Source organism: Pseudomonas fluorescens, assembly GCF_001623525.1.
Taxonomy (GTDB): Bacteria; Pseudomonadota; Gammaproteobacteria; order Pseudomonadales; family Pseudomonadaceae; genus Aquipseudomonas; species Aquipseudomonas fluorescens_Q.
Map to the genome: position 1 here is coordinate 2,281,407 of NZ_CP015225.1, position 14,254 is coordinate 2,295,660.

Sequence of the window (14,254 nt, forward strand, 5' to 3'; positions counted from 1 at the left end):
TAAATCCCCCACAAAAATAATAGGAGGGAAAATGACATCGAACGCCACCATATTGATCGGCGGGGACTGCGGACCCACGCATGGACCGAAAGACGGCTTCCCGGTGGAGGGATACACAGAGCTCGTCCTGCCGACCCTTGCCTCGGCCGATATGCGCTTCATCAACTGCATGCGCACCTACTCGGACCGCACCGTGCGCGCAGATCATGCCCCACAAGTCGGTCAGCCCGTTGAAATGGCTGCTATTTTCACCAATGGCAGGTTCGATGCGGTGACCCTGGCAAACAATCACAGCTACGACAGCGGCCCGGATGCCCTCGTGGATACCCGGGACTTCTTTGTCTCGCGCGGCATCCAGGTGACAGGCGCAGGTCGGGATCTGGAAGAAGCACGATGTCCAGCAATCATTGAACACGACGGGATCAAGGTCGGTTATATGGGCTATACCTCGCTCGGTCCTGCCGGCAGTGAGGCAGGCCCGCAAAAACCTGGCGTGTCCAGTATCAAGGTCGATACCACCTATGAAACACGTGGTCCCCACCAGCCCGTTCGCATTCGCACGGAACCCGATTCCAGCGACCTGGCGAACCTGATCGAGGACATCAAGAAGCTGAAAGGTGAGGTAGACGTCGTTATCCTGGCTTTTCATTCCGGCGTCATCCGGCTGCCACGCGTGATCTCCGATTACCAGGTGACCGTAGCCCATGCTGCCATTGATGCCGGTGCAGATATGGTGGTGTGTCACGCACCGCATATTCCCAAAGCGATCGAGATGTATAAGGGCAAAGCCATCTTCTACAGTCTCGGCGTGTTCGCAATGACCAAGTCGTTTCCCGCGCCTTCATGGAACGAACCCGCCTGGTCCCACGGTGCGGTTCGCAATCACGCGGACCTCGACCCCGAATACCCTTTCATGCCCTACGGCAAGGCCTGTACCTTGAGCTTGCTCGCCAAAGCAGTGGCGACCAAAAACGGTATACAAAAAGTTTCGTTCCTTCCGATGGTCATGGACGCACGGTATCGGCCTGAAGTGCTGAATCACGACGATCCTCGATTCCATGAAGTGCTTTCCTACCTGGAATGGGCCTCCGAAGACATGCCACATCGATTTAGCGTTGAAGGCAATGAAATCATCGTATCGGAGTAAATCATGGACCTGAAGATCAACGGAAAAGTGGCAGTCATAACCGCCGCCAGCGCAGGTTTAGGCAAGAACATTGCTCACGCACTGGCGGCCGAGGGCGTTCACGTGGTGCTGTTTGCACGCTCGGCGGACAAACTGGCCGCCCTCGCCCAGGAAATAACGGCAAAGCACGGCGTGCGTGCAGTCGCCATTGCCGGCGACATGCGCGTCGCCGCTGACGTAAAGCGCCTCGCCGACACGGTGAACGCTACATTCAACGGCACCGACATCCTCGTCCTGAACACGGGACGAGCCCCCAATCCGCTGCGGGCGACGCTCGACGAAACTGAAGAGGAACGGTGGCAAGAGGCCTATCAAAATCAACTCTGGGGAACCATCCAGGTAGCCAAGGAAATGGTTCCTCAGATGCTCAAGAAGCAATGGGGTCGCGTCATCGCCATTACCTCGGCATCAGTAAAGCAACCCATGCCGCACCATAGCCTTTCAACCGTTTTTCGCGCCGGCGTTACCGCGTACATGAAACATCTCGCGAACGAAGTGGGCTCTTGCGGCATCACTGTCAATTGCGTAGCACCGGCGTTGATCGACACATCGCACCGCACCGGCACCGCCGCGTACACCCCGGAGCAGGCAGAGGCGCGCCGCAAACTTACGCCGCTCGGCCGCATGGGGGAGCAAGACGAGGTCTGTGGCGTGGTCGCGTTTCTCGCATCCACACAGGCGGGTTTCATCACTGGATCGAGCATCAGCGTTGATGGCGGCATGATCGGTTCATTGCTTTAGCATTCAGGCAATATGCTCTCATCCCCCCCCCAAGAACAATAAAATTACCTGCACCATTCCCCCCTATACGTCGCATGCGTCGGTTGAATGGTCACAAGAGAGGCGACAGGCAATGAAAATCGGATACATCGGGCTCGGCGCCCTCGGCAGTCAACTCGCTCGTCGATTCCTGTCTCACTCGTTATGCGTGTGGGATATCAACACGGCTGCCGTCGACACGTTCAAGAAACTGGGCGCCGATGTCGCGCCTACGGCGGCCGACCTGGCTCGCCGGTGTGACGTCATCTTCCTGTGCCTGCCACGCAGTTCGGACGTCAGGTCTGCGCTGTTCGGTCCAAACGGCCTCGCGGCCGGATTGGTGCCGGGGACGCTGATCATTGATCAAACAAGTGGTATCCCGGGCGAGACCAGACGTATGGCCGAAGAACTGGCCGAACGCGGTATCGACATGATGGATGCTGCGGTGTCTGCCAGCCCCCTGGTCGTTGCCGAAGGCAAAGCCACCCTGATGGTTGCGGGCCCGGATACGGTTTACGAGCGCGCCCTCCCCGTTTTACAAGTTATCACCCAAACGATTTATCGTTGTGGCGAAAGGGTCGGCGACGGTCAAGCCATGAAAATGGTCAACAACGCCATGAATGCTGGCTGCCGACTCGGGACCCTTGAAGTCGTGGCCATGGGCAAAAAAGCCGGCCTGTCACTGCCCCTGATGGCGGACGTGTTGAACCGCAACAAAGCGCGAAATCAAACCACGGATAGAATGCTACCCGCGCTTGCCCAGGGAAAACCCTCCACCAATTTCGCCCTCGCATTGATGCTCAAAGACGTCGATCAAGCCGTCGCGCTGGGAATGTCCAGGGATGTCCCAATGCCGCTAACCGCTCTGGTCAGGGCATTGTTGCAAATCGGAACCAACACCCTGGGGCCAATTGCGCAGCTCGAAGACATGGTCGGGCTCATCGAAAGCATGGCGGCGACAAAACTGTACGACGGCGACGCCGTGAAGCTGACCACGGATGGCGCCCCTCAAGCGTGCCCTGAAGGTGACGCCATCGAGTTGGTAACAGGTGCGATCGCATCGCTATGCAGCGCGATTACTTATGAATGCACGGCGGCAGGCCTGCGATATGGGTTGGCATTGGAAGACATGGCACAGGTCCTGGAAAAGACATCGGGATGGAGTGAATCCTCTCGCTCTATTTATACCCAATTGTTATCCAGTCACGCCCTGGACAACACGGCACTCTCGAGCGAAAAAACCATCCTCAAAGCGGCCTGTTTGCGCGGCAATGATCTTGGAGCTCCCATGTTGATCGCCAATGCTGCACGAAGCCTCTTCGAGCAAGCGGATCATCAGATCAGCGATCCAGTCCCGATAAAAGACTTGAGCACGTTCTACAGCTCTATTTCCGCGGTTCAGTTCAAGCCCTCCTCCAACTGCAATTGATTGGCGGCTCACGAATAGTGAGCGTGGAATCGATCGAGGTCTATATGAAAACCAAAGTCTGTCCCGATGCGGCGGTAAGCCAGCGGCACCTTCTGCAGGAAACAAGCCCACGCTCGGCTACCTGCCTGGTCCGGCAAACCTCGTCAACCTATTAACAAATAGTGAACGCGTATTGCTTTTAAACCCCAGCAACACGCGTCTTTCTAACATAACCTTCGTTAGCGGATTGCGTCATCGCAGAAACGCTTTTCACAAACATTACGCTCGCTGACCACCAAGATTCATCTGGCGAAAATGCAATATTGATCCACGCCTCGAACATCTCTAAGGCCTGATGGCGAAGCAACACTGTTTCATCCTGCAGTCTTGATGCATCAGCTTTGCATCAACTAATAAAAACCATCCTGTCACAGGAGAAGACGCATGACGAAGACGAAAACGACCAGCTCTCGGCGATCGCTAGCCGCTGGCGCTATCGGGAACTTCGGTGAGATCTACGATTTCGCTGTATTCGGGTTCTCAATACCCATTTTATCCGTTCATTTTTTTCCCGGCTCAGATCGAACTGCCGCGCTTCTGAGCACGTTCGCAGTCTATGCAGTGGCCTTCGTAGCCCGCCCCCTGGGTGGCTTGATGTTTGGCTATCTGGCGGACCGCCTTGGCCGTATCAGGGTCATGGCGATGACCGTTTGGCTCATGGCACTAGGCACCGCGATCATCGGGCTGCTTCCGACCTATGCAACCATCGGGATCGCCGCACCGTTACTGCTGTTGCTCTGTCGAATCGCACAAGGCTTGGCACTGGGTGGCGAAACGACCGGCTCGACCAGCTACATCGTCGAGTCGGCACCGGAAAACCGCAGAGGATACTGGCTTGGCTTCACGCTGATTTTCTCTCACCTGCCCAACGCCGTCGTGGCCGGTTTGGTCGTCGCACTCCAGCTTGGAGCGGGGGATCAAGCGTATTCAGACTGGGCGTGGCGCATCCCTTTCCTTCTTGGAGGCATTATCGGAGTTGTCGGGTTCTGGTTGCGCCGCAACATCGATGAGCCTGAAGAGTACAAGCAAGCCCGCCAGGCCAGTAAAGCCAGCAAAATCAAGAAAAATCCGCTGATCGCGGCCATTCGCTGCGGTGGATTGAGGGGTATGTTGCACGTGTTCATGGTCCAACCGGTTTTTTCGGTAGGGGCTTACCTATTGCTCGGCTTTATGTACACCTTTCTAATTGAGGTCGGGAAGCTGGATTCCACCTCGGCTTTGATCTCAAACGCCATCGCCGTCATCGTACTTTCAGCCCTACTTCCGTTAGGAGGTTTATTGAGCGATCGGTTTGGCCGCAAGCGAGTACTGACATTTGGTGCGGCATGGATAGCGCTCTCGGCATATCCGGCCATGTACTTGGCTGCCTCGGGTTCCTTCGCTAGCGCTGTGGCCGGGCAAACACTCCTCGCTGCCGGATTGGGGATTTATGGGGCAGCCAGCTTTGTGGCCGCAGCGGAATTTTTCCCGACATCGTTCCGTGCAACCGGACACGCGATTTCCTATCAGACAAGTGTCGCGATGTTCGGCGGAACGTGCCCATTGATCGCTGCGTACCTGTCCCAGGCGTTTGGCTCCCCGCTGGCGCCGGCCTTTTACGTCACGTTGATTGCCGTGCTCTGTCTGATCACAACTCAGTTTGTTCCTGAGACTCGTGGAGTAAACCTGCGCACCTCGGTGGGCAACAAGACAAGCAACAAGGCGAGTGAATTGCCGCAGCCCCAGAAAGCAATGCGGCAAGAGCTTTCTACATAACCCTTTTTGCAGTCAACTGATCGCTGAGCGGCTCAAGATGTGCGCGGACTGAAAACAGTCCGCCTCATCGGCTGAGCCGCCGAACATATCGCACCCGAACAGGATCGGTTGTAAAGGCGACTACCGCTCCAAATTGGCCGTTTGCCCGTCCTCCCTGTTTATGGGCTTAACTATGAAAATAAAAAACAAGCTTGTGCTGACGTTCGTATTGGTCGCGTTTATACCCGTGAGCTTGGTCGCAGTGATTTCGGTGACTAACACACGAACGCTGGCAGTTGATCAGTTTATGGATGGCAGTACGCGGGAAATACGTCAGATCGATGGCAACATTCGCCAGTTTTTCGACGCCAGCCAGCAAAATGTCGATCAAATGGCAACCGATCCAGTTTATGTATCGGTTGGCGCGCTGAAGAACTACCAGACCGGCGATGCCGCCAGCCGGCCATTGCCTCCTGCGGCCCAGCAACTGATCGAAAGGTTTGCGCATTACGGTGCGGCCCACCCGTCCGCGGCGATTCTCTCCATCGGCCTGGAGGACGGCTCCTATGCCAAATGGCCAGATGATCCTCAGCTGGCCAACTACGATCCGCGTTCACGCCCTTGGTATAAAGCGGCGATGGCGAGCCCTGGAAAAACCGTACGAACACCCGCTTTTTATCCAGCCTATGATTACGGTAAGGAAGATGCAGCACTGGTGGGGACAGCCAGGGCAATGATCACGAGCGATGGCATCGTCAAAGGTGTGTTAGCCGTGAACGTGTCTTTGAAAAACCTCACAGAGCTGGTCAAAAGTATCAAGCTTGGCGAAAGCGGCTACGTGATGTTGATCGAGGACGGAATCGTACTGGTAGACCCCCGCGACACGACGCATAGCTTCAAGCCGCTCAAGGACCTGGGCGCGGCCTATGCAAAGTTGGCCACCATCCCGCAGGGATCAACCGAGGTTGAACTCAATGGGATCCCTTACATGGCCAACGTCTGGACGTCGCCTGATCTTGGCTGGCGCTATATCGGCTTGATCGAACGTAGTGAAGTCATGAGCGCGGCCACTCGCATGACCTACCTCACCACCCTCATCGTGGGAGGGTTGACAGTCATTTTTGCCTTGGTCGCCGTGGCATTTTCCAAGTCCATCGTCAAACCCATCAGCCAGGTCAGCACCGGACTGCAATCGATCGCACAGGGCGAGGGAGATCTGCGTCGCGAACTAGAGTTTCAGGGTAACGATGAAACCGCTGAACTGGCAGGCTGGTTCAATAAGTTTCTCAGCGCCATACGTCAGTTGATCCAACACATCGGCGCCGCATCGAGCAATCTGCAAAATGCCTCGAGGGTTAACAGCGAGGTAGCCAACAACATGAACGAGGCCGCCGGGAGACAGCGCGAAGCGGTGGAGTTGGTGTCGACCGCGTTCAACGAGATGGTCGCAACCGCCAATGAGGTGGCCCGTTCATGCAGCGGCGCAGCAGAGTCCGCCGAGAATGGACATCGCCGCGTGGCGGAGGGCAAGCAGCAGATCGAGATCACCACGGACAACGTGAATCGCCTGGGACGCCGTCTGACCGAGTCGTCGCAGTCCATGACAGAGCTCGAAGCCGGCAGTCGCAGCATCAACCAGATCCTTGGCACCATTCGCGCCATTGCCGAGCAAACCAATCTGCTGGCCCTGAACGCAGCCATTGAAGCCGCCAGGGCGGGCGATCAAGGCCGAGGATTTGCAGTGGTGGCAGATGAAGTCAGAGCACTGGCCAAGCGCACATCCGATTCGACCGGCGAAATCGAGCAACTGCTCGGCGCACTAGGCAGCAAGACCCAGGAGGTCATGGGCAAAATGGGTAGCTGCCTGGAGCTCTCGCACGCCAGCGTATCGTCCATCGAGAGCACTCGAGACAGCTTTGAAGGCATCCAATTGTCGGTCAATGAAATAAGGGATCAAAACCTGCAGATATCCGCCGCTGCTGAAGAGCAGCATAGCGTGGCCGAAGAGATCAATCGGCATATCCAGCAGATTTATGACGAGGCTCGGCTGGTGGAGAGCTTGGCCAACTCTGCACAAGATGACTCCGGCAAGTTGTCGAGTCTGTCAGATGAACTGAACGGTCTGGTGGGGCGCTTCAAATCGTGAACCGTCGTCGTTCGCCTGGAAGTCCCAACTGGTCCATTCGCATGGAAGTGACCAGCGGAGCGTTTCGTTCTCGCGATGAGCCGCTGTCAAGACATCCAGGCTTGAGGCCAGGCGCACATCATCAGTCGGATGTAGGGGCGGGCAAGGCCACCTCTCCACCGAATTGTCGCGATATGACTTCGGCACCCTTGATCGCCAATTCGATAAACTCCTTTTCATTCATGTTCATTCGGACAGTCGGTGCCCCCACCGACAAGCAATAGTGCACTTCTTGATTGACGTCCTTGATGGGTACCGAGATCGCCGAGATGCCTAACAGCCGTTCGCCATGGGAAACGGCATAACCCTGCTCCCGGATCATGGCGAACTCTTCAAGCACCGCGCCATTGGTGCGCTTCGTCGCTTTGGCAACATTTTTGACTAACGGGGTGAGCTGGGCTTTGGGCATATAGGCCATCAAGACCTTTGAAGCAGACCCTACCAACAAGGGAATCTGTTCACCCGCCTGGACCACCGCGCGCAACGGTGCCGAGCTGGTAGTGACCGAGTCGAGACAGACTCGATTGCGATCACTCACCGCATGAATGGAGACTGTTTCTTCAGTCTGCTCAGCGAGTTCTTGCAATACGGGTCGAGCGATCTCACGAATACCCAGGGTACTTTTTACCAGGCCAGCCAAGCGCGTGAACCGGAAGGACAAGCAATATTGCTGCTCGAGACGTACCAGGTAGCCAGCCTTTTCAAGACTCTGGACAATACGAAACGTCGTCGACTTCGGTAGCTCGATACGGTCTGCAATGTCTTGAAGCGTAAGGCTGCTGCGGTCTGAACTAAAGCTTTCGAAAACTGCCAAGATACGTTGCACAGAGCGCATCATTCTTGAAAAACCCCATCAAAATCGTTGATCGTAACGATCCTCCTCGACACGAAATGCTTCATTCGCCAACAAACGAGAATCAGTCTCAAAATAACATACTAGCATGACGCTATTTCACTCGCCAACTTCAGTTCCACCCACCGAACTTGAGAACGGAGGCACATCGCGACGGCTGGCGAACGCGCCTTGTTCAGTCGGGCACCGTTACCAGCTGCGTGCCCAGCCAACGTTTATCCGAAACCAACGTACGAACGACGTCAGCCAAAACAACACGTGCTGCCAAACCCGCCGGCGACAACTCATCGTCCGACAAACTGGCGACTTGATTCAAGCGGGTAAAATTGAACTCGGAAATGGGTACCGTATCGAAACGGTCTTTATCATGCCTTGCAAGTGCCGCGCTAGGTTGCACCGTCATCCCCAAGCCCGCCCCCACCGCGTCCATGAGTATCGCAAGCCCGTCGATTTCCGCGATGACGTTCATCGTGCAGCCTTCTCTTTCAAAAGCATTGTTTATCAGCGCCCTGAGGCCGTGCGTACTGCCGGGCAATATAAGGGGGACGTTGGAAAGCTCACTGATTGACAGCGATTCACTCTTGCGGACCAGGGAAAAGTCAGCTGCGGAAATAGCGAAAAGACGTTCATTTACCAGCGGTTGAGTGCTGAATCTGCGCCCATGATCAGCGCCAAACAATATCGCAAGATCGATCTGTCTAGCACTCAGCATCCGCTCCAGGTTGCCCGATAACGCCTCGACAATACGAAGGGAAATATCCGGGTATCGCTCTCGCATCGCCTCCATGAACGGCAGTGCAACGACGCCTGAGGTGGATGGAGCCAATCCCACCGTGACATGCCCGGCGAACCGTCCAGTCCGGGCCGCGTGGGCCGCATCCTCTGCGTTGCGCAATACCAGTTGTGCTCGATGCCAGAATGCCAATCCGGCGCTGGTGGGCTGCACGCCGCTCTTCTTTCTTAGCAGCAACCGAACGGACAGTTCATTCTCCAGTCGACTGATTTGTTGACTGAGGGCCGAGGTGACAACATCGAGTTCAAGCGCTGCTCGCCCCATGCTTCCACACTCAACTACCCGGACAAAGTAGCGCAGTTGACGCAGTTCCATCGGACACCTCCACTATCACAACGATGCCTGGACCGGTCGGTCCAGGCACGACACGCTATTTGCCGATAAAACGCGGTTTCCTTTTTTCCTTGTAAGCTTTGATGGCCTCCTTGTAATCATCCGTGGATTGCACCACGGCCATCTGCGCAGCCACCGACTCCAAGCTCGTCCGCAAATCAGTCCGCAGCGATTGGTATAGCAGCTTCTTTATGCTGCGTTGCTGGATGGGAGGGCCATCCGCCAGGCGTGTAGCAAAATCCAGCGTTTGCTGCATGAGTTCGTCATCACTGAATACTCGGTTGACGATGCCTAATGCCAACGCCTCCTCAGCACTGACGAAATCGCCCGTCCATAATAATTCCAGGGCTTTCGCGGTACCGACTATGCGCGGCAGCAAATAGCAGCCACCATTTCCAGGGATCAGGCCAACACGAATATAAGCCTCAGCAAATCGAGCCGACTCTGATGCGAAACGCATATCACACTGCAACGAAAGATCCATGCCCGCCCCCACCGCCGCGCCGTTTACCGCCGCGATGAGTGGCTTTTCAAAGTTCTCGATCGCTAATGCCACCTGGTGGGTGACTTTTTGCAATCTGATTTTACGCTCGAGCGGCGTTGGATCCCCCTCTGCGCTTTCGGCGGCCCGACGGCCCAGGTCGCCTCCGGAGCAGAATGCATCACCGGCACCGGTAATGACGAAACAACCGATGTCATCATTTTCATCGGCAGCCAGCAATGCAGTGCGAAGCGAATCCAGCATGCTCTCGCTCAAGGCGTTCTTTTTTTCGGGCCGGTTTAGCTTGGCTACCATCACCCGGCCAACGGTACTGACTTCTAGATCAGACATCATATTCCCTCAGTTCGATATGGACACGCCGCCCGTGCAAAACCACACTCGTTGCCCGCTGCGCTATTGCTCGGCCTGAGCCAGTGCACGGTGTCGTGCATGCTCGTCCCGAGCCTGCAACAATGCAGCTCTCAGCGAACGATTGAGCCACCGCTTGTTTTCGGCAAACGTGCGCGGGTTCTTTGCCCCCAACGCCTGCCCCAGCGCCGAAGCTTTCAAATGGAGTTCGTCTCGCAGGGCTACCTCGCGGACCAGCCCTCTCGCCAATGCTTCGGTAGCCTTCATCGCCCTGCCACTCTGAATCAGATCAAGCGCCAAAGCGCGTCCGCCGATGACCTCTAAAATGTTTGCACCCGAGAAGGTGGCGATACCCAAATCAATTTCGGGCAGCGACAGTTTCGCGGTATCGACGGCGACACAGGCATCCGCCAAGAGCGCAAGCATCGCGCCACCTCCCGTCGCGGTACCATTGAGCACTGTGACAACTGGCTTGGGGCAGTCCATCACGGCGTCCTGTAGCGCCGCCAACGCCAACGACCTTCGTTCACGCTGGCGTGCCGTATCACCGTCCGCCGGTTGTTCACGAATATCGACCCCTGCGCAGAACACGCGCTCACCAGTCCCGGTCAACATCACCGCGTTTATCTGCGGGTCATCAGTGGCCGCCTGCAGTGCAGCCGTCATACGCTCCATCATATCCACCGTCATCGCATTCGCCTTGGCGGCACGATTAAGAGTGATCCACAGGAGCGACTCATGTCGCTCAACCGTCAACTCGCTGGCTAGTTCATCCACGGACATCTTCCTCTACGTGCTTGTTTTTATTTCATCGAGACACACGACACGAGTTCTACTGGGGAGTCTTTTGTCCCGACACAAACATGTCCGCGAAAAACTCTTCCTCGGGGAGGTTGCGTAAGGCCACAAAATCCTGCCTTGCCGATTGCACGACGACGGGCGCTCCACAGGCATAGACCTGATGCTGGGAAAGATCCTCGTAATCTTCCATGACTGCACGGTGAACAAAGCCGACCCGACCTTCCCATAGGTCGTCGGGGTGCGCTTCTGACAGGACAGGTATGAACGTGACGTTGTGACTTTTCGTCCAAGCCTCGGCAACGGAACTCAAATACAGATCCGAGGCCCTTCGCCCGCCCCAATAGAGCGTTATTTCACGACTCGATGCTTTTTCAAGTTCGCGCTCAATCATGGCTTTGATCGGTGCGAACCCTGTGCCGCTGGCAACGAAGACCATTGGTTTGTTACTGTCTTCACGCACAAAAAAAGTACCTAGCGGGCCTTCAAGGCGCACCAGGTCGTTTTCTTTCATGACATTGAAAACGTGTTGGCTAAACGGGCCACCGTAATTCCTGAGATGCAATTCCAACACGTTGTCGTCGGGCACATTTGCCAGCGACAAACTGCGACGAATACCGCCTGGCATCACCACGTTGATGTATTGCCCAGGCAAAAACCTGAAAGACTCCTTGGCAGGAAGGCGCAGGCGAATTCTCATCACATCCTCGGCCAGGCGCTCGAGACGATCGACACGGGAAACAAGCCGACGAATAGGGATGTCTTGTGTTGCTTCCACCACCTCGCAGGCGATCGTCAATGCGGTTAAAGCCTTTGCCTGGCACAGGAGCGCGTATCCCTGCTGCCGGTCCTCGTTGGAAAGTATCGCCATGCTGGACTCCGCATGATCGACCACCCCGTCGAGTACTTTGGCCCGACAGGTTCCGCAGATGCCATTTTGACAACTGTAGGGCAGTTGACACCCGCTTTTGAGGGCGGCAGCAAGTATCGTATCGTCTTGCTGCACCTCGAACGTGCGGTCGATAGGCTTCACATTGACCCGATGCGTCAATGTGGCGGACAGGCTGTCATTCATAGCGATTCACCCCTTTACAGAATGTTTTGTACATTGCTCTTTCTCGCGGCAAGCTTGGGGGCGGTTCATTAACCGCGCACAATCAAGGCGTCCGCGGCAATCACACCGTGGGGCAATACAAACATTGGATTGATGTCGATTTCGGCTATATCGCTGCGCTGCTGCCAGGCAAACTGCGATAACGCCACCAACGCGCGGGCAACAGCATCGACGTCAAGGGGAGGCGCGCCCCGAACCCCGTTCATGATCACGCTACATTGCAATTCATCGAGCATTTCCATAGCGGTTGGCAGGCCGAAAGGGGCGATTCGACACGCGGAATCCTTCAGTACTTCCGCATAAATCCCACCTGCGCCGACTACCACCACTGGGCCAAATGAAGGATCCTTGACCACCCCGGCAATCAGTTCGAAGCCACCTGTCACCATCTCGGAAACGAGGACACCTTCAATGTGGGCGGCAGGCACATGCCGTTGCGCGTTGGCTAACACCTGCTCGATCGCTGACTCCAGCTCCTGGGCTGTCCGAATGCCGACCTTTACGCCGCCTATTTCGGTTTTGTGCGCAATGTCCGCAGAGACAATCTTGACGACTAGGGGCGCTTTGACTTTGTCGAACAGCGCAGTGTCAAAACCCTTCACGATCAGGTCGGTTGTGACGGGGATACCGATGGAACGCAGCATTTCCTTGGACTCGACCTCGGACAACGATGCCCGACTGCCAACGGCGGTGCTAAGCGGTACAGAAGCTCGCTCTACTTTGAGCCCCTCATCCTCTTGCATCTGCAAAATGCGCGATTGAGTCCGCTTGAATCGCATCAGCATTGCGATAGCTTTGGCGGCTCGCGACGGCGAAGGCAACACCGGAATTCCCGCATCAGCGAATACACGCAGCGCCTCTGCAACCTGAACGCTGGGGGCTGAGGAAAAAACCAGGATCGGCTTCGACGCCGACGCGGCAATTCGGGCCAATACCTGGGCTGCCGCCAGGCTGCCAGAGGCGCCTGTGGTTGCCAGGTTAATGCAAAGCGATCCTACGGCGGGGTCTTCAAGCGTCGCGCTTACAGCGGCTTCCAACTTCTGCGCATTGGCCGCTGAAAAATACCCTGCGGTAAGGTCGATTGGATTATGGACGGCCCCGATGTTAGGCACGACCGCCAGCAGCTTTTGCTGGGTATCGTTACCAAGTTCACACAAGGTCAGACCTTCAGGCTCACCCGCATCTGCGAATACGATCGCAGACCCGCCTGATACCCCCATCACCGCGACACCCCCATTGTCCGGGTATTTTTTGCTTTCCAATGCCTTGAGGAAATCCACTGCTTCATGGATCTCTCTGATCTCGACGATCCCCGTTTGCTTGAACAGGGCACGATAGAAATCATAGACACCCGTCATGCTGGCGGTATGCGATGCGGCCGCTAGTGCGCCCTGCTCGGTGACGCCCCCCTTCCACAGCAGGATCGGCTTGCCGCGCGCCGTAGCCTTGCGGCCGATTTCCAACAGCGCACGACCGTCATTGGTTCCCTCGATATAGGCGACGATGGTGTGTGTCTCGTCATCATCAAGCAGCGCCTCAATGAGCTGTACCGTGTTGACATCGCTTTCGTTGCCCGTCGCGATGACATGCCGGAAACCAATACCGGCTTCGGCACATGCAAGGGCGATGCTGTAGCCGAATCCCCCACTCTGCGTCACCAGCGATACCGACCCTTTCTCGAGTTTCGGTTCACGCGTAATGCTACCGAATGCGGCGTAGACACGAGAATGGATGTTGGCAAAACCGAGGCAGTTGGGCCCGATAATACGCATGCCCGCCGCCCGGGCAATCGCGAGCATTTTCTCCTCCCGGAGAATCCCTTCCGGACCGCTCTCTCGAAAGCCACCGCTCAGAACCACCGCAAAAGGAACCTTCTTCTGCGCACTCGATTCCAGCACGGCTAAAACACCCTGCGCAGGAACGCCAACCACTACGAGGTCGACGTCGCCTTCGATATCGGCAACGGACCCATAGCACTTCAAACCTTCAAAGGTTTCGTATTTGGGATTCACCGGATAGATCGCACCGGTGTATCCATTGCTCATCAGAGCTCTTACGGCCTGAGAGCCGGGACGTCCCGCATCCTCCGACACGCCTACAACCGCAATCGAACGTGGTTCAAGCAAGTTTTTGTAATTATTCATATCGGTACTGAAGCCCTTAATCGCTATCGAAAATCGG

General features: G+C 56.2%; 11 protein-coding genes and 1 pseudogene. 6 read left to right on the forward strand and 6 right to left on the reverse strand.

What is annotated here, in order from left to right:
* Window positions 1–31: 31 nt before the first annotated feature.
* The 6 genes and pseudogenes from TK06_RS09655 to TK06_RS33445 all read left to right on the forward strand — a co-directional run bounded on the left by TK06_RS09655 (window position 32) and on the right by TK06_RS33445 (window position 7,293).
* Window positions 32–1,147 carry a CapA family protein gene (locus TK06_RS09655; RefSeq protein WP_063321888.1) on the forward strand — a complete coding sequence of 372 codons (1,116 nt, stop codon included), beginning with the start codon at window positions 32–34 and terminating at the stop codon, window positions 1,145–1,147.
* 3 nt (window positions 1,148–1,150) lie between these two features.
* A complete protein-coding gene (locus TK06_RS09660) occupies window positions 1,151–1,927 on the forward strand; it encodes an SDR family oxidoreductase (protein WP_013692819.1) in 777 nt (258 codons plus the stop codon).
* Between the two features lie 112 nt (window positions 1,928–2,039).
* Window positions 2,040–3,374 (forward strand): NAD(P)-dependent oxidoreductase, encoded by a 1,335-nt coding sequence (locus TK06_RS09665; RefSeq protein WP_060743013.1) that lies wholly within the window; start codon window positions 2,040–2,042, stop codon window positions 3,372–3,374.
* 423 nt (window positions 3,375–3,797) lie between these two features.
* A complete protein-coding gene (locus TK06_RS09670; RefSeq protein ID WP_060743014.1) occupies window positions 3,798–5,168 on the forward strand; it encodes an MFS transporter in 1,371 nt (456 codons plus the stop codon).
* A 286-nt stretch (window positions 5,169–5,454) separates the two neighbouring features.
* Window positions 5,455–6,438, forward strand: a pseudogene (locus TK06_RS33440) (cache domain-containing sensor histidine kinase); the annotation flags it as partial.
* An 87-nt stretch (window positions 6,439–6,525) separates the two neighbouring features.
* Entirely contained in the window at window positions 6,526–7,293 is a 768-nt protein-coding gene (locus TK06_RS33445; protein ID WP_374005037.1) for a methyl-accepting chemotaxis protein, read from the forward strand.
* Window positions 7,294–7,414: 121 nt separating this feature from the next.
* On the opposite strand, the gene TK06_RS09680 is transcribed toward TK06_RS33445, so the two are convergent.
* From TK06_RS09680 to TK06_RS09705, 6 genes are all read right to left on the reverse strand, one after another.
* The gene (locus TK06_RS09680; protein WP_060743254.1) at window positions 7,415–8,167 is read right to left on the reverse strand and encodes an IclR family transcriptional regulator; all 753 of its coding nucleotides are present in this window, start codon (window positions 8,165–8,167) and stop codon (window positions 7,415–7,417) included.
* A gap of 193 nt (window positions 8,168–8,360) precedes the next feature.
* A complete protein-coding gene (locus tag TK06_RS09685; protein WP_013692814.1) occupies window positions 8,361–9,293 on the reverse strand; it encodes a LysR family transcriptional regulator in 933 nt (310 codons plus the stop codon).
* A gap of 55 nt (window positions 9,294–9,348) precedes the next feature.
* The gene (locus TK06_RS09690) at window positions 9,349–10,143 is read right to left on the reverse strand and encodes an enoyl-CoA hydratase/isomerase family protein (protein WP_060743255.1); all 795 of its coding nucleotides are present in this window, start codon (window positions 10,141–10,143) and stop codon (window positions 9,349–9,351) included.
* Between the two features lie 63 nt (window positions 10,144–10,206).
* On the reverse strand, window positions 10,207–10,938 hold the full coding sequence (locus tag TK06_RS09695; protein ID WP_086936779.1) for an enoyl-CoA hydratase/isomerase family protein: 732 nt from the start codon (window positions 10,936–10,938) through the stop codon (window positions 10,207–10,209).
* Between the two features lie 55 nt (window positions 10,939–10,993).
* Window positions 10,994–12,034, reverse strand: coding sequence for a CDP-6-deoxy-delta-3,4-glucoseen reductase (locus TK06_RS09700; protein ID WP_063321890.1), 1,041 nt, complete (start codon window positions 12,032–12,034; stop codon window positions 10,994–10,996).
* Window positions 12,035–12,102: 68 nt separating this feature from the next.
* Complete coding sequence (locus TK06_RS09705) at window positions 12,103–14,217, reverse strand: acetate--CoA ligase family protein (RefSeq protein ID WP_063325119.1); 2,115 nt, start codon at window positions 14,215–14,217, stop codon at window positions 12,103–12,105.
* Window positions 14,218–14,254: the final 37 nt, after the last annotated feature.